The 16,045-nt window shown below is 35.0% G+C and carries 15 protein-coding genes; 6 read left to right on the top strand and 9 right to left on the bottom strand.

Annotation, left to right across the window (positions count from 1 at the left end; all coding sequences use genetic code 11):
• Positions 1-25 precede the first annotated feature (25 nt).
• Positions 26-1,795: a ComEC/Rec2 family competence protein gene (locus tag RCH13_RS08880; protein ID WP_326987049.1), complete on the bottom strand. Its 1,770-nt coding sequence runs from the start codon at positions 1,793-1,795 to the stop codon at positions 26-28.
• 54 nt (positions 1,796-1,849) lie between these two features.
• Positions 1,850-2,956, bottom strand: a complete 1,107-nt coding sequence (lpxB, locus tag RCH13_RS08875; RefSeq protein WP_326986885.1) for a lipid-A-disaccharide synthase — start codon at positions 2,954-2,956, stop codon at positions 1,850-1,852.
• A 109-nt stretch (positions 2,957-3,065) separates the two neighbouring features.
• Here lpxB and RCH13_RS08870 point away from each other — a divergent pair, with 109 nt between their 5' ends.
• Both RCH13_RS08870 and RCH13_RS08865 read left to right on the top strand, forming a co-directional pair.
• The gene (locus RCH13_RS08870; protein WP_326986884.1) at positions 3,066-3,575 is read left to right on the top strand and encodes a DUF2480 family protein; all 510 of its coding nucleotides are present in this window, start codon (positions 3,066-3,068) and stop codon (positions 3,573-3,575) included.
• A gap of 90 nt (positions 3,576-3,665) precedes the next feature.
• Positions 3,666-4,334: a DUF937 domain-containing protein gene (locus RCH13_RS08865; RefSeq protein WP_326986883.1), complete on the top strand. Its 669-nt coding sequence runs from the start codon at positions 3,666-3,668 to the stop codon at positions 4,332-4,334.
• Between the two features lie 59 nt (positions 4,335-4,393).
• On the opposite strand, the gene RCH13_RS13940 is transcribed toward RCH13_RS08865, so the two are convergent.
• A complete protein-coding gene (locus tag RCH13_RS13940) occupies positions 4,394-4,699 on the bottom strand; it encodes a 30S ribosomal protein THX (RefSeq protein ID WP_442784625.1) in 306 nt (101 codons plus the stop codon).
• A 226-nt stretch (positions 4,700-4,925) separates the two neighbouring features.
• Here RCH13_RS13940 and aspS point away from each other — a divergent pair, with 226 nt between their 5' ends.
• From aspS to recQ, 4 genes are all read left to right on the top strand, one after another.
• The gene (gene aspS, locus RCH13_RS08855) at positions 4,926-6,677 is read left to right on the top strand and encodes an aspartate--tRNA ligase (protein WP_326986882.1); all 1,752 of its coding nucleotides are present in this window, start codon (positions 4,926-4,928) and stop codon (positions 6,675-6,677) included.
• Positions 6,678-6,782: 105 nt separating this feature from the next.
• A complete protein-coding gene (locus RCH13_RS08850; RefSeq protein WP_326986881.1) occupies positions 6,783-7,076 on the top strand; it encodes a type II toxin-antitoxin system HigB family toxin in 294 nt (97 codons plus the stop codon).
• 3 nt (positions 7,077-7,079) lie between these two features.
• Positions 7,080-7,436 carry a helix-turn-helix domain-containing protein gene (locus RCH13_RS08845; protein WP_326986880.1) on the top strand — a complete coding sequence of 119 codons (357 nt, stop codon included), beginning with the start codon at positions 7,080-7,082 and terminating at the stop codon, positions 7,434-7,436.
• 227 nt (positions 7,437-7,663) lie between these two features.
• Positions 7,664-9,856 carry a DNA helicase RecQ gene (gene recQ / locus RCH13_RS08840; protein WP_326986879.1) on the top strand — a complete coding sequence of 731 codons (2,193 nt, stop codon included), beginning with the start codon at positions 7,664-7,666 and terminating at the stop codon, positions 9,854-9,856.
• A 105-nt stretch (positions 9,857-9,961) separates the two neighbouring features.
• Here the strand turns inward: recQ and RCH13_RS08835 are convergent, their stop codons facing one another.
• The 6 genes from RCH13_RS08835 to RCH13_RS08810 all read right to left on the bottom strand — a co-directional run bounded on the left by RCH13_RS08835 (position 9,962) and on the right by RCH13_RS08810 (position 15,509).
• Entirely contained in the window at positions 9,962-10,696 is a 735-nt protein-coding gene (locus tag RCH13_RS08835; RefSeq protein ID WP_326986878.1) for an SDR family NAD(P)-dependent oxidoreductase, read from the bottom strand.
• 3 nt (positions 10,697-10,699) lie between these two features.
• Entirely contained in the window at positions 10,700-11,467 is a 768-nt protein-coding gene (locus tag RCH13_RS08830) for an enoyl-CoA hydratase/isomerase family protein (RefSeq protein ID WP_326986877.1), read from the bottom strand.
• Positions 11,464-12,156 carry an SMUG2 DNA glycosylase family protein gene (locus RCH13_RS08825; RefSeq protein WP_326986876.1) on the bottom strand — a complete coding sequence of 231 codons (693 nt, stop codon included), beginning with the start codon at positions 12,154-12,156 and terminating at the stop codon, positions 11,464-11,466. Before RCH13_RS08825 ends, RCH13_RS08830 begins: the two co-directional genes overlap by 4 nt.
• Positions 12,157-12,255: 99 nt before the next feature.
• Positions 12,256-12,675, bottom strand: a complete 420-nt coding sequence (locus RCH13_RS08820; protein WP_326986875.1) for a GxxExxY protein — start codon at positions 12,673-12,675, stop codon at positions 12,256-12,258.
• Positions 12,676-12,726: 51 nt separating this feature from the next.
• Positions 12,727-15,225, bottom strand: a complete 2,499-nt coding sequence (gene paaZ / locus RCH13_RS08815) for a phenylacetic acid degradation bifunctional protein PaaZ (RefSeq protein WP_326987048.1) — start codon at positions 15,223-15,225, stop codon at positions 12,727-12,729.
• Complete coding sequence (locus RCH13_RS08810; RefSeq protein WP_326986874.1) at positions 15,222-15,509, bottom strand: hypothetical protein; 288 nt, start codon at positions 15,507-15,509, stop codon at positions 15,222-15,224. The genes paaZ and RCH13_RS08810 overlap by 4 nt, the downstream gene beginning before the upstream one ends.
• Positions 15,510-16,045: the final 536 nt, after the last annotated feature.

Below are 16,045 nucleotides of genomic sequence, written 5' to 3'. Positions count from 1 at the left end.
TGAAACACACCATTATGTAGAAATGCTATTTTAGAAAATAATCATTTCCTCGAATCTTAATCTTCTCAATCTCTTTCGGAACCAAGGTCAATTCATATTCTTTGGTGCGTCGCGAGGTCAAATAAGGGTCAATGATATATTTCTCAATTTTTTCCAAAGGCAAATTCTCGCTGATGACAAACTTAATATGATTTCCTTTTTTAACAGAAATTACCGGATAGTCAAAGTATTGATGAACTAAAACCTCATCGATTTGTTTGGCTTTGTAGTTTAAAACCAAGCGAACGGACACAAAAAGTAAAATAAAATAGAGAACCCGCAGAGAATTCTTTGTATTGAACTTCAGGATTGCAAAATGGAGATAAAAAATGAGAATAAATGCGACTATCACTTCAAGTAAAGTCATAGGAATTTTATCGAAAAATGCAAAATCTACTTCTGCAAAAACGTGAATCATCTCAAGTATTGAAGTCACGAAAAATTCATAAATGCCATTCAAAAATATAAACTCCACCGAAAATGAAATTAAAACCGCCATCAATAATGAAAAGATAATTAAAATTTCTGAAAATGGAATAATAACCAAATTGGCAATGATGGAGATAAACGAGTATTGATGAAAATAATAAACAACTAAAGGCAAAGTTGCAAGCTGCGCCGAAATGCTGATGGAAACAATATTGACCATGAAATTCTGGAAATTATTTTTCGGTGAAGGCAAATATTTTAAAACGGGTTGATTAAACCAAAAAATACCCAAAACGGCTAAAAAACTCAATTGAAAACCCACATCAAAAAGCTGATTAGTATTTAATATTAATATAGTGAAAGCCGCAATTCCCATGGCGTGGACCAAATCCGGTTTCCTTTGCAATAAAATGAAAATGTAGTAAGCCGAAATCATCATACAACTTCGAACCACCGAATTACCATAATCAATAAAAATTGCGAACATCCAAATGAGGATGAGAGAAATAATGATCTTGTAAAATCGAAATTTTGGTGGAAATAAGGGATTCAAAACCAGGAGAATGAGCCAGAAAATAATTGCCATGTGAGAACCAGATATCGCTAAAATATGCACCAAACCCGATCTGCTAAAATCTTGAACGGTCTCTTTATCCATTTCAGTACGGTCTGCAAGGATAATTCCTTTCATCAATTCTCGCGTCCTTTTACTTAAATGAGTATTGTCAATTTTGACCAAAGTTTCTAAACGCTTTTGCATGATTTTTTCAGAAAAATCACTTGACTTTCTTGCTCCAGCGGAATAAGAATCGCCTAAGTAACCTTGATAATAAATATGTTTCCGAGCCAAATATTTTGCATAGTCAAATTGAAAATCACTGTAAGGATTTTCAATTTTTTGGAGGTAAATTTCTGATTGATAGTAATTTTTAAAATCGAAATTTTGATGTGTTTTTGGAACGGATAAAACAGCGAGAAAATATTTATTGTCTTTCCAAGCGACTATTTCATAGCGACGGTTTTTTTCGTTTGAATTAAGTTTTTTCGTGATTTTAAAAACCAAATTTTCTTTATAATGAAGGGTTGGTAAATCTGGCTTTTGCGTATTTAAAAAATGACCATATATGCCGAGGAAAAAGAAAAATAGAAAAAGCGAAATAAAACGAAGACGGTAAATAAAGAAAATTTTAACGAAGAAAATAATCAGCGTTGAAAATGAAATTCCAAGTAGGAAATAGATGGCATTCAACTTCAAAGAAAAAAAATCCTGAAAAAAAATACCCAGAATAAAACAAACGCAGAGAATTGACAAAGGCTGCTTGTACATCATTCTGATTATGGAATAAAATTACAACAGCTTTCTGAAATGCGCTCCGTTTAATCACCCATTCACAATAATTTCTGCAGCAGCATCACTTGCACCCTTTCCTCCTAGTTTCTCGCGCAGTCGCGCGAAACTTGTTAGCATTTTCGTGCGGGCATTTCGGTCGATGATGGCTTGTAACTCTTGAACTAAATTAATGGTCGTCAAATCCTTTTGGATTAATTCCGTCACTATTTCTTCATCCATAATTAAGTTCACTAAGGAGATATATTTGATGTTTTTCACCACACGCTTTCCGATTTCATAAGAAATAGTACTGCTTTTGTAACACACCACTTCTGGAATATTGAGCAAAGCGGTTTCTAATGTTGCGGTTCCCGAAGTCACCAAAGCAGCTTTGGAACATCGTAATAAGTCGTAGGTTTTATTGGAAACGAAATGCACATTTTCATCAACGTACTTTTGATAAAATTCTTTCGGCAAACTTGGCGCTCCGGCAATAACAAACTGAAAATCGCTAAAAAAGGGACGAACGGAAAGCATTAATTCCAGCATTTTCGTAACTTCTTGTTCACGAGATCCAGGCAGAAGCGTAATGATTTGTTTATCGTTTAAATTGTGGTCTGCTTTAAATTGATCAATATTGATTTCCGGCAAATCAGAAATCGCATCTAATAAAGGATGACCCACAAAATGTGCTTCAACGTGATGCTTCTTATAAAATTCTTTTTCAAAAGGAAGAATCACCAACATTTCATCGACGAACTTTTTAATTTTTTCGACACGACCTTCTTTCCAGGCCCACAATTGTGGTGAAATATAATAGACGACCTTTATTCCTAAACTTTTCGCAAACTCTGCGATTCTTAAATTAAAACCAGGATAATCTACTAAAATCAAAACGTCGGGCAGATTGTTCTTCAAGTCTTCTTTGCAAAATTTAATATTTTTCAGAATAGTTCTTAAATTTTTAGCAACTTCTAAAAAACCCATAAAAGCCAAATTTTTGTAGTGCTTCACGGGCCCAAACCCTGCAACATTAGTCATCAAATCTCCACCCCAAAAACGAAAATCTGCTTCGGAATCTTTTCCTATTATCGATTTCATTAAGTTGGAAGCATGCAAATCTCCGGAAGCTTCTCCTGCGATGATGTAGTATTTCAAAAGGCAAAAATTAGTAGATTAATAGAAATTGAGGGCAGGGAAATCAAAAAGAAATCCCAATTAAATACCTTAAATTTGTGTTCAAATATAAATAATAAAAGACCAAAAAATGCAAGAAGAATTTGAAATCAAAAACAAGATCGCAGCAAGTGGTTTGGTAAATTTTGATTTAAGTCAACTCGTACCAAAAGGAACAAGAATAGGCATTGATTTGAAAGATTTTTTATTTCAAGGTTTAATATTGAAAGAAAAAGATTTTCGAGAGAAAATCACTCTCCTGAATTCAGAAGACTACAAAGATGCATTTCTTTACATCTACAATTCTGCTGATGCAATAGTTCCGCTTTGGGCTTATTTCTTAATCACTGCAAAACTGACGGAAAAGGCAAAGAAAATAGTTTTTGGTAATAGAGAAGATTTAGAAGTTTTATTAATGCATCAAGCAATACAGACCTATGATTTTACAGATTTAATCAATCAGCGCGTTTTGGTAAAGGGCTGCAGCGATCAGTCTATTCCAGAAAATGCTTATATTGAATTGGTTGAACAATTAAAACCCATAGTAAAATCATTGATGTTTGGCGAAGCTTGTTCTAATGTTCCTATTTTTAAAAACTAGCAGAAAACAGCTGAATTTCCTTCCCTTTTTTGGACTAGTAATTGCTAAGAAGTTCTATTTAAATATACACTAATCTTAAAATAAAACACTATGAGTTTAATTGATCTAATCACAGGAAATGCAGGAAATCAGGTAGCATCCGAAGCCGAAAGTAAATTTGGAATAAGCAAAAATCAAGTTATTGCTTTGTTGGCTGTAGCGGCACCGTTGGTAATCTCTCATCTTAGAAATAAATCGAAAGAGAATGAGCAAGAAGCAGAATCACTAAATAACGCACTGAATAAAGATCATGATGGAAGCATCTTGGACGATCCCTCGCAGATTGCTTCTCGCCAACAAGAAGGTGATTCTATCTTGGATCATGTTTTCGGCGGGGAAAAAGCAAATGTTGAAAATCGCTTGTCTCAGAATACGGGAATTTCTATGGATAAAATAGGCCCAATTTTAGGGATGCTTGCTCCAATTATTATGGGATATATAGGAAAACAAAAACAATCCAGCGGCGTCAATACGGGTGGTGGATTGGGAGATTTGTTGGGCGGAATTTTGGGCGGTGCGCAATCACAAGCACAGGCAGAACCTTCAAATCCTTTGAATGATATTTTAGGCAGTGTTTTAGGTAGCGGTTCTCAAGGACAATCATCTGGAAATCCATTAAATGATATCTTGGGAAGCGTTTTAGGCGGCGGAGGTCAGCAAAAACAATCTCAAGGAGGGTTAGGTGGACTTCTAGGCAGCATTTTAGGCGGCGGAAGATAATACCTTGTAAATTATTTTAAAGGTGAAGAATTGCTTCACTTCAAAAAAAAAACCGAAGATTATTCTTCGGTTTTTTTGTCTTTTGCTGCTTTCTGTTTTGCGTCTTTTTCTTCAGTTGACTTTTCAACTTTATCCGCTTTTGGTTTCGCTGCAGCTTTAGGTTTTTTTGCTCCTTCCGCATTTTCAGATTTTTCAGTAGGGAACCCTACCTCTTCTCTCACCTTTTCTTTCGATGCTTTTTTATTATTCTCATCGAGAACTTTTACTGGAATATTTTCTACAGATTTCGCCTTTCTTGGCCTTTTCTTACCATAACTTCCGGCTGTGATTTTTCCTTTTCTGGATTTTTGATCTCCTTTTCCCATAATTATTAATTTTTTTGAGGTTGATTACTTCAAAGTTATATAATTAATAATCATCTACTTCTTAAATAATCATAAATTTTTAAGATTAAGCTTTAAGTAAAATAAAAAAAACTCAGACAAATGAGTAGCCGCAACTTCCATCAAATCACTCAAAAAACTTATCTTTGCACCTGAAATTTTAGACCAAATCTAATATCTAAAGTCCAACATCAAATATCTTAAAACTATGTTTCGTACGCACACCAACGGGGAATTAAATATCCAAAATCTTGATCAAAACGTAACCCTTTCCGGTTGGGTTCAAACCATTCGGGACAAAGGTTTTATGATGTGGATTGATCTTCGGGATCGATATGGAATTACGCAGTTGGTATTCGATGCAGACCGTTCTTCTGCGGAATTATTAGAAAACGCGCACCAACTCGGACGGGAATTCGTCATTCAAATTGAAGGAAAAGTTATCGAAAGAGTAAGCAAAAACCCAAAAATTCCAACTGGGGAAATTGAAATCCTGGTTGAGAAATTGATAATTTTAAATGAATCAGAAGTTCCACCTTTCACCATCGAAGATCAAACTGATGGCGGCGAAGAACTTCGCATGAAATACCGATATTTAGATATCCGAAGAAATCCCGTAAAAGATAAATTAATTTTCCGTCACAAAATGGCGCAGAAAGTCCGTAATTATTTATCCGACAAAGATTTTATCGAAGTAGAAACTCCCGTTCTCATTAAATCCACTCCAGAAGGAGCAAGAGATTTCGTAGTTCCAAGTCGCATGAATCCGGGACAGTTTTATGCTTTGCCACAATCACCACAAACTTTCAAACAATTATTGATGATCGGCGGAATGGATCGCTATTTCCAGATCGTAAAATGTTTCCGAGATGAAGATCTAAGAGCTGACCGACAACCGGAATTTACGCAGATCGATTGCGAAATGGCTTTCGTAGAACAGGAAGATGTTTTAGAAATCTTCGAAGGAATGACGGCGACTTTACTAAAAGATATCGCCGGAAAAGAATTCGGAAAATTTCCCAGAATGACTTTCGATGCAGCCATGAAAAAATACGGAAATGATAAGCCCGACATCAGGTTCGCAATGGAATTCGTGGAAGTAAATGAATTGGTAAAAGGAAAAGATTTCAAAATATTTGACGAGGCAGAATTGGTGGTCGGAATTAATGTAGAAGGTTGTGCAGATTACACCAGAAAACAAATCGATGAATTGATCGATTGGGTAAAACGCCCTCAAATAGGCGCAAATGGAATGATCTGGATTAAATTCCAGAATGACGGAATCGTCACTTCTTCAGTAAATAAATTTTACAACGAAGACGATTTAAAGAAAATTACAGAAAAATTCGGCGCAAAAGCAGGAGATTTAATTTTCCTAATGTCTGGAAACGAAAATAAAGTAAGAACCCAACTTTCCGCCTTGAGAATGGAATTGGGGAACAGATTAGGGTTAAGAAATCCAAAAGAATTCGCCCCACTTTGGGTGATTGATTTCCCTTTGTTAGAATGGGATGAAGAAACAAATCGCTTTCACGCAATGCATCATCCATTTACTTCGCCAAAACCGGAAGATGTTCATTTATTAGAAACCGATCCAGGAAAAGCCAGAGCAAACGCTTATGATTTAATCCTCAACGGAAATGAAATTGGCGGTGGTTCTGTACGGATTTTTAATAAAGATCTACAGGCAAAAATGTTCAATTTATTAGGATTTACGCAGGAAGATGCAGAAGCACAATTCGGATTTCTGATGAATGCTTTTCAATATGGCGCTCCGCCTCATGCAGGTTTGGCTTTAGGTTTTGACCGATTAGTTGCAATTTTAGATGGCAATGAAGTGATTCGGGATTATATTGCATTCCCGAAAAATAATTCCGGACGAGATGTGATGATCGATGCGCCTTCTAAAATTGCAGAGGAGCAATTGGCGGAATTGGAATTGAAATTGAATTTAAAATGATAAACGAAAAATCAAATTTATTTTTGCTATTTCCGGCACTAATTATTTCGGATTAAAGAATTATATTTTGTAATACGGAATTTTCAATTATATTTGTAAATAGTTATGAGAATAGTAACATTTTTGAGAATTAAAGAATTTGCAAAAAAATATCACGATGCGGATGTTGCTTTGAAGGATTGGTATTATAAAACTCAAAACAGTACGTGGAAGAATATTTCTGAGGTGAAAGATACTTTTAACTCGGTAGATTATGTAGGGAACAATCGATTTGTTTTTAATATTCGTGGCAATAATTACAGATTAGTTTGCATCATTATTTTCGCTTCGCAAAAAGTATATATCAGATTTATTGGCTCACACAAAGATTATGATAAAATTAATGCTTCAAATATTTAGAAAATGACAGAAATACAATATAATGTGACTTGCGAAAGGATAGAAGAACTCTTGAAAGTAGTAGGAAATGAAACATCTACCGAGGATAAAAATTTTATAGAATTAGATTTTCTTTCAGATTTAGTGGCAGATTATGAAGGTAAAAATTTCCCCCTAGAATTACCAAATTTACAAGAAGTCATCAAATTAAGAATGTACGAAATGGGAATTTCTCAATTGAAATTATCAAAAATTCTTGGTATAAGTCCTTCAAGAATGAGCGAATTTATTAGCGGAAAATCTGAACCAACCTTAAAATTAGCGCGAGAAATCAGCAAAAAATTAAAAATAGATGCTTCCGTCGTTTTGGGAGTGTCTTAAATTTTTAATAATAGGAATGGTGTAAATATTTTGCTCCTAAAAAGTTTGCTCCCAAAATGAATTTGAAGGCATAAACTTTTTACACCTATTTATTTACCGAAAAGTTTGAAACACTGATAAATAACCTCATCATTTTTTAAAATAATGAGGTTTTTTTATGCCTCTAAAATTACTCGCAAAACCAACAAAAATTTAATATTTTTACGATTACACAAATTTTGAATTTTATGAAATCTCCGGAAGCCATTTTGCAGCAGTATTTTGGTTATGATAGTTTCAGACTCAACCAAGCAAATGCAGTTGAAAATGTAATTGCAAAAAAAGATACTTTTGTTTTAATGCCCACTGGAGGCGGAAAATCTTTGTGCTACCAAGTTCCAGCTTTGGTTTTGGAAGGAACTGCAATCATAATTTCGCCCTTGATCGCGTTGATGAAAGATCAAGTTGATGCTTTGCGCGTAAATGGAATTTCCGCCGCTTACGTTAATTCTTCCATGAATATTTTTGAGCAAAATGACACTTTAAATCAATTAAAAGAAGGCAAACTAAAACTTTTATACGTTGCGCCCGAAAAATTGAGTGCAGACAATGGTTCATTTTTAAAGTTACTCGAAGGCCTCAATATTTCATTGTTCGCAGTTGATGAAGCGCATTGTGTTTCCCATTGGGGACATGATTTTCGTCCAGATTATTTATTTCTAAACGGATTGAAAGAACGATTTCCACAAATTCCAATTATTGCACTGACTGCAAGTGCCGATGAAATAACGAGGCAAGATATCATCAAACAATTGAATCTTCAAGAGCCGATCGTTTTAATTTCTTCTTTTGACAGACCCAATATTAAATATTTTGTGCAGCCGAAGCAATCTGTTTCAAGTCATATCCTTCAATACCTCAATGAGCATCCAAATGATTCAGGAATTATCTACTGTTTATCCCGAAAAGGAACGGAAGATATGGCAAATAATTTGAAAGTAAATGGCGTAAATGCTGCATTTTATCATGCAGGAATTTCCTCCGTAGAAAGAGCGAAAGTTCAGGAAGATTTCATCAAAGACAAAACACGGGTAATGGTCGCTACAATTGCCTTTGGAATGGGAATCGACAAAAGTAATGTACGATTTGTAATGCACGCAGATCTGCCAAAAAATATAGAAAGTTATTACCAGGAAACAGGAAGAGCCGGAAGAGATGGATTGCCGAGTGAAGCCATTTTATTTTATTCCAATGCCGATCTGATGAAGCTGAAAAAATTTGCGATGATCGAAGGAAATGAAGAACAATCTTCATTGATGCTGAGAAAATTGCAACAAATGAGTGACTTTGCCGAGATGCAAAAATGCAGACGACAATATCTGATGGAATATTTTGGCGAATCGCACGATGGAAATTGTAATTCTTGCGATTATTGCCTCAGTGATTTGGAAAATTGGGATGCTACAATGGATGCGCAAAAATTATTAAGCGCCATCTTCAGATTAAAAGAACGGTATGGAAAAAATTTGATCATCGATTTTCTTCGCGGTTCAAAAGGCGTGAAAATCACCGAGTACATGAGAAATTTACCCACTTATGGAATAGGCAATAATGGTGATAAAAGCTATTGGCATAATTTAATCAAGCAATTAATCAGCAATGATTTTCTGCGGGAATCGAACGAAGAATTTTCTGTTTTAAAGCTAACCGAAAACAGCAAAGAAATATTATTTAGAGATAAAAAAGTAAATCTACGAAAAGTAAAAACACTGTCGAAAGCTGTTACTGTAAACGAAATTGAAACATTTGATCCTACTGATAATGTAGAAACAAATCTCGAATTATTTGATGATTTAAGAATTTTGAGAAGAGAACTAGCCGAGCAAGAAAATGTGCCGCCTTATGTTATTTTTTCTGATGCTACCTTGTTGGAATTGGCCACTTATCTTCCCGATTCAAAAGAAGAACTCGAACAGATCAGTGGTTTTGGAGCTTTTAAAATAGAAAAATATGGAGAACTATTTTTAAAAATGATCGTAGATTATTGCAAAAATCATCATTTGACCAGTAAAATAGCGGAAAAAGCACCAAAAAAATACCGTGCGCCGAAACAAACAAATAAAAGCGAAGCCGGAACTTACACGATAACTTTCCAACTATACAAAGCGGGCAACAGCGTAGAAGAGATCGCAAAAATCAGGAATTTGTCTTTAAACACCATTCAAAATCATTTAGCCAATTTCGTAGAAGTGGGAACAATTAAGGCAAGCGAATTAATGGATATCAAAAAAATAGATCCTATCATTTCTATTGCAAAAACTCAAACGATTCAGTCATTAAAAGCGATAAAAGAGGAATTGGGAGAAGAGTTTTCTTACTTTGAAATCCACATCGCTGTAGCTTTTTATAAATGGCAAGAAAAAAATATAAATCAATTTTAGGGATAAGAAAGCAACACCATTACATTAAAAAACTAGATTCTTGAAAAATTGAGGTCGAAAAGGATTTTAAAATCAGAAGCGGAAGATTAATTTATTCCGCTTTTTTTAGGGTAATTTTGAGACTAAACTTTCCGGTAAAATTTTCAAAATATAATAGATGATCTTCCATTTGAAATTGGGGACGATCGAGAAAGAATTGCCCGCATTCACAATAAATTTTGCGACATAATCTGGTTCCATTAAAAGATTTTTGTTCAGTTCCAAACCTGTATTAATTTTGGTATTAATGTAACCACTTACCAAAACATTAACGATAATATTTCTTGAATCTAATTCCTGTCGAAGTCCGGCTAGATATTGCGTGAAAGCAGATTTCGTACTCCCGTAAATGAAATTACTTTTCCTGCCTCGAACTCCGGAAAGTGACGAAAGTCCGATAATTCTTTCTAAATTCTTATTGGATTCATCCATCGCAATAATGTTCAAAATAGAAACCGCACCCACATAATTGACTTCCATCATTTGTTTAGCACTTGTGAAATCTTGAAATGCTTTTTGATTTTCAACTAAAAATCCAGCGGCGTAAACAACAATATTTGGTTTTGTAGGAAGTTCATCATAAAATTTTTGATGCGACGAAAAATCGGCTGCATCAAAATATTTCAAAGTAATTTTCGAAGCATCAATCTTATTTTCTTTAACGAAATTCTGCAAAGAATCAAGGTTTCTGGAAGAAGCGATGATCGAAAAACCCTTATCCAAATATTGCAAAATACATTGTTTTGCCACATCAGAGTTAGCGCCGAGAATGAGAACTGTTTTAGTAGAATTCGTTTTCATCGATTATTTTGCTCGAAGTCTTTCCTTAATTTTTCCAATATTTTCTTTCGCAGAATCTTCTAATATTAAACTCGCGCTCATCAAAATTCTTTCCGGCATTAACTGTTCGAAATGTTCTGTGCCTTCCCAAGAAACTTTTTTTATTAAAGCCAAAGCATCGGAACTTCTTCCGGATAATTTTTCTAAAAATTTCTGAATTTCAACATCCATTTCGGTAATAGTTGAAGAAATACACTGATAAATGTCGTGTCTTTCACACCACTCTGCACTGCGGAAATCTGCATCAATCGACATCGCTGAATATGCAGATTTACCGATTTTTCTTTCCACGAAAGGTCCGATTACAAAAGGTCCAATTCCTAAATTTAATTCAGTTAAAGCCAAAGCTGAATCTTTTGTGGCAAAGCAATAATCTGCGGCACACGCAATTCCAACTCCACCTCCTGTGGTTTTTCCCTGAACTCTTACCACGACGATTTTCCCGCAAGATCGCATCGCATTCAGAACTTTTGCAAAACCACCAAAGAATATTTTGGATTTCTCCAATTCTTCAATTTCCAGTAATTCATCGAAACTTGCTCCTGCGCAAAATGATTTCTCCCCTTCGCTTTTTAATAAAATTGCTTTTACTTCTTTTTTCGCGCCTTCCTCCAAAATTGTTTGAGTGAGTTTTTCCAGTATTTCTCCGGGAAGGGAATTGCTTTTGGGTGTTCCAAAAGTGATTTCTGAAATATTATTTTTAAATTCTTGATTGACGAATCCGTTGTTCATAAGGCTTTATTTAGGGCGATTAAATATTTATCGATGTATAATTGTTTCTCTTTGCTTTTGTATTGCTGAATATATCTTGGATGTTCCAACACCGTCAGTTTATCAAAGAAATGCTCTTCTGTATTAATTTTTTCAATGAAAGTGGCGTTCTTTTTTCCTAAAATAAAAACCTCCGAAGTATCTAAACCTAAACTGATATGATCTTTCAAACTTTGAATCATAAAGGGTTTCACGGCTTCAAATAACTTTTTATCATCATAATAATTTGCGTTTAAGCCTCCGCGAATTGTTTTTTTAACTATGGCTAAAGGAAATGGGGAATTGATGTAAAATTGTTTGAAAAATTCTTCTGGTCCGCCAAAATCTTCAATGACGCTGTACAAAAATACGGAAGAAATTTCGTGCGTGTGAGCAGATTTCATTTCAATTCCACAAACGGATTCCAATCTTTTTGTGTCCGTAAATGGAACTCCGGTAACTCCGGCTCCGTGGCGACTGGGATTAATACCGATAATGAATTTCCTCTGATTGTGATCGCTGTAATATTTTTTGTAAAATTCCGTCATCACTGTTAAAGTTTCGGGATTATCGAAGAATGGATTGAGTACATCGAAACCTTCGGGAAGTTCACCTGAATAATGTAACTTTTTGTTAAATGCTACCACTTTTTCGCCGATGGTTTTTTTCACTGATTTGTTATTTTTATAAATTTAAAAAATTATATGTGCAAATCTGTGAAATCTGTGCGGTAGTTAGCTCACAGATTTCACGGATTTCCACAGATTTGATTATGAGTATCCATTTACAATTCTGACTATTTCACTATTTATATTATTAGTATTGAAATTAACTAGAATACCTAAATGACTAGTTGTTAATTTCAGATAATTTAGTAATTGCTTATGATGAACTGGCAACAACTCTACGACAGATTTAATCTCAACAATAATTTTATCTTCGACTAAAATATCTGCTCGAAATCCTAAACCCAATTCAATCTCTTTGTAGATAACAGAAATAGGATATAGCATTTGAACATTCACACCTTGATTTTCCAGTTCTATTGCAAGTGCTTTTTCATAAACACTTTCCAATAATCCTGAACCCATCACATTATAAACTTCAAAAATTGACTTCCTTATCAAATAAGATATTTCATTTTCAGTCTTAACTTTTAAATATTTCTTACGGATTACACAGATTTCCACAGATTATTCCGTGCAGATCTGTGTAATCCGTGCGCTAGGAAATTACTTAAATCAGTGCGCCAATAAACCAAACTGTTCAAAATGATGCGTCAAATGTTTTTGATGAAACAATTCCATCATTTCTTTATTTAAAGTTCCGAAGACAAAATGCAGATGTTCAGCTTCTGGATTTTCCCGGTAATAAATTTGATAATTTTTCACCGATTCAATGAAGTGAGTTTTGGCTTCTTCTAAATTTTTATATTTCAATTCCGGCAATTTTCCCTCTTCTAAAAATGGCGCTGGATAATCTTTCGGCATTTTTCTAAAATCGTAAAGCGAATCCTGATAGAATTCCAAATGTTCTTGCGGCGTTTTACATTCATCGGTTACCAATTCTCCGGTGCTGTATTTCATGGTCGCTTCCAGATGTTCCAGCATTTCCTGCGCTTTCATTCTTCCCCACTTTGGCAAAGTTTTCTCCGTTAAATGAGTTAATTTTTTTGCAAAATCTTTGTAATCAATTTTAATGAAGGGCGATTTTTTCGCCACTAAAGTTAAAATCGTCGCGATACAAACTGTTTCTTCCCTTTGATTCACCACTTCAACCAACCATTTCACCACGCCACTCGGAACATTTCTGCCTTTTACGCCTTTGTTGATTCTTTCTTTTGCCGTTAAATAAACCGTAATCGTATCTTCTGCATAAACCGGTTTGAAGAAATTTGCATTTTCCAGTCCATAATTTGCGATAACAGGACCTTTTTTACCAGAGACAAATAATCCTGCCGCTGCGGAAAGTATGAAATATCCATGTGCAACCGTTTTGTCGAAAATAGTTCCGTTTAGGGAAGTTGCATCGGTGTGCGCATAGAAATGATCCCAGGAAACATTTCCAAAATTGACGATATCTGCTTCTGTAACTGTTCTTCCAGCTGTTTCTAGAGAATCACCAATTTCTACTTCTTCAAAATGTTTTCTGAAAGGATGTTTTTCCGAATAATTTGGAGTTGCACCTTGCTGATAAATTTTTGTAATCGCCGTTAAAATATCTGGTGAACCTTGAATCGCGGTTTTTTGTAGGAAAAAATGAAGTCCATTTAATCCGCCCATTTCTTCGCCACCTCCTGCTCTTCCGGGTCCACCGTGCATTAATGTTGGTAAAGGTGAACCGTGACCTGTAGATTCTTTCGCATTATCACGATTTAAAACAAAAATTCTTCCGTGAGAAGTTGCCATTTTCCAGGCAGTTTCTGCAACAAATTTTTCATCGTGAGAAATGATGGAACCCACCAAACTTCCTTTTCCGCGTTTTGCCAAAGCTGCAGCTTCTTCCGCATCTTTGTAAGGCATAATCGTAGAAACCGGACCGAAAGCTTCTACATCATGGGAAATATTTTTTTCGAAAGGTTTATCATTTAAGAATAATTTTGGACTCATAAATGAACCGCTTTCGTAATTGGCATCGACTAAATCCTGTTTTCCATCGTAAATTAATTCGGTTTCTGTTTTTAATAAGGCAATTTTTTCAGAAACTTCCTCGAACTGATCTTTTCCGGCAAGAGCTCCCATTCTGGTTTCTCTATTTAATGGATTTCCAATTTTTACCTGGTCTAAGGATTTTATTAAAGAACTTTGTACATCGCCAATTAAATTCTCCGGAACAATAATTCTTCGGATTGCAGTACATTTCTGACCAGATTTGGTGGTCATTTCATTGCGAACTTCTTTGATAAAAAGATCAAATTCTGGAGTTCCAGGTTTTGCATCCAATCCAAGAATGGAACAATTTAAGGAATCCGCTTCCATATTAAACCGCACCGAATTTTGTGCGATTGAAGGCATTGATTTTAATTTTTTTCCGGTGGAAGCAGAACCTGTGAAAAGAACAGAATCTCCATCTTTCATAAATTCCAGCATATTTCCGGCACTTCCACAAATCAATTGGAGTGAACCTTCCGGAAGGATTCCGCTTTCAATAATATCTTCAAAAACGGCATGAGTCAAATAACTTGTGGGTGTTGCAGGTTTCACCACACTTGGAACTCCGGCTAAAAGCGAAGTAGAGAGTTTTTCTAACATTCCCCAAACAGGAAAATTGTACGCATTTATCTGCACAGAAATCCCTTCACTTGGCGTTAAAATATGCGTTCCGAGAAAAGTTCCGTTTGCGGAAATTTTCTGCGTATCGCCATCTACCCAAAAAGGCGTGTTTGGTAACATTCTTTTTGCCAAACCGGAATAGGTGAAAAAAGTTCCGAAACCACCTTCGATATCGACCCAGGAATCTGCGTGAGTTGCGCCGGTTTTGTAGGAAATTTCGTAATATTTTTTCTTTCTTTCTAATAAATATAAGGCAATATTCTTCAACATTTCGCCGCGATCGTAAAAAGTCATGGAAGCTAAATTTTTGTAACCCACGGTTCGACCGAAATCTAAGGCATGTTCGAAATTAATTCCTTTGGTATCTACAAGGGCCACTTTTTCTCTGTTCACTGAATTATAGAGTTGCGTTCCGTCTCCGGATCCTTCGACCCATTCTCCGTAGATGTAATTTTTAAGTTTCATTATTTAGTGGATAAAAAATTTTTTAAAGTTTTAAAAATAAGCTTGTGTAAAAGATAGAATGCAAACAATATGGCAATGAGATCTAATGTAATTACAATCGCAGAAAAGGCATTGTAAAAGAAACTTTTCTGCTGCAATGATTGGATGGCTGCTTCATTTTGGACTTTTTGAAGTGCTTCGATGATTCCAATACTCTGCTTTACAGAATAGAAAGCGAGCGTATTTAAGAGCAACAGAATTAATGCTCCGAAAATATAAATTTGTTTTTTACTGAAAGTATTTAACATATTGATTATTGGTGTAGAATATTAGATGCCCTATTCGGATCGGTTTCCATTCTGCTTATTAAGAGGTTTCGGCTAAAGCCAATTTGCTTTTCAATTATTTAAACGGGCTAAAGCCCGTTCCTATTGATCATATAAAGAAAAATAATTGGTACTTACTTTTGTTAAAAGACATTTTCCCTCTATATTTTTTCGAGCGTTAAGGTACTGAAATTTTCAATTTTGCTCAAATCTAATTTTGAAGCGGAATCTGCGCCCCGGATTGAACGGCATGTTTGAGCTCTTTTTCTTTGGCGGCGGAATTGGCGAGGGAAAGAAAAAAGCGAGTAGTGAAAGCCGGAAATGTGCGCCAAAAAAAATATTAAAATACCTTTCGACAAAGTCAAATCTGCGCCAAAAAAAATCCCTTCCAAAAAAATAATTTGAAAGGGAATTTGTAAGTATTGTCTAGTCCTGAAATAGCGATACACAAAAAGTATCATTATGAAAGAACAGGAAGTTACGCGTTATGTAAAGCGCACTCAAAAGGATTATTCGAT

The organism is Chryseobacterium sp. MP_3.2 (assembly GCF_035984805.1).
Lineage (GTDB): Bacteria > Bacteroidota > Bacteroidia > Flavobacteriales > Weeksellaceae > Kaistella.
The sequence above is the reverse complement of the archived record's forward strand: the minus strand, read 5'-3'. Positions and strand labels throughout refer to the sequence as shown.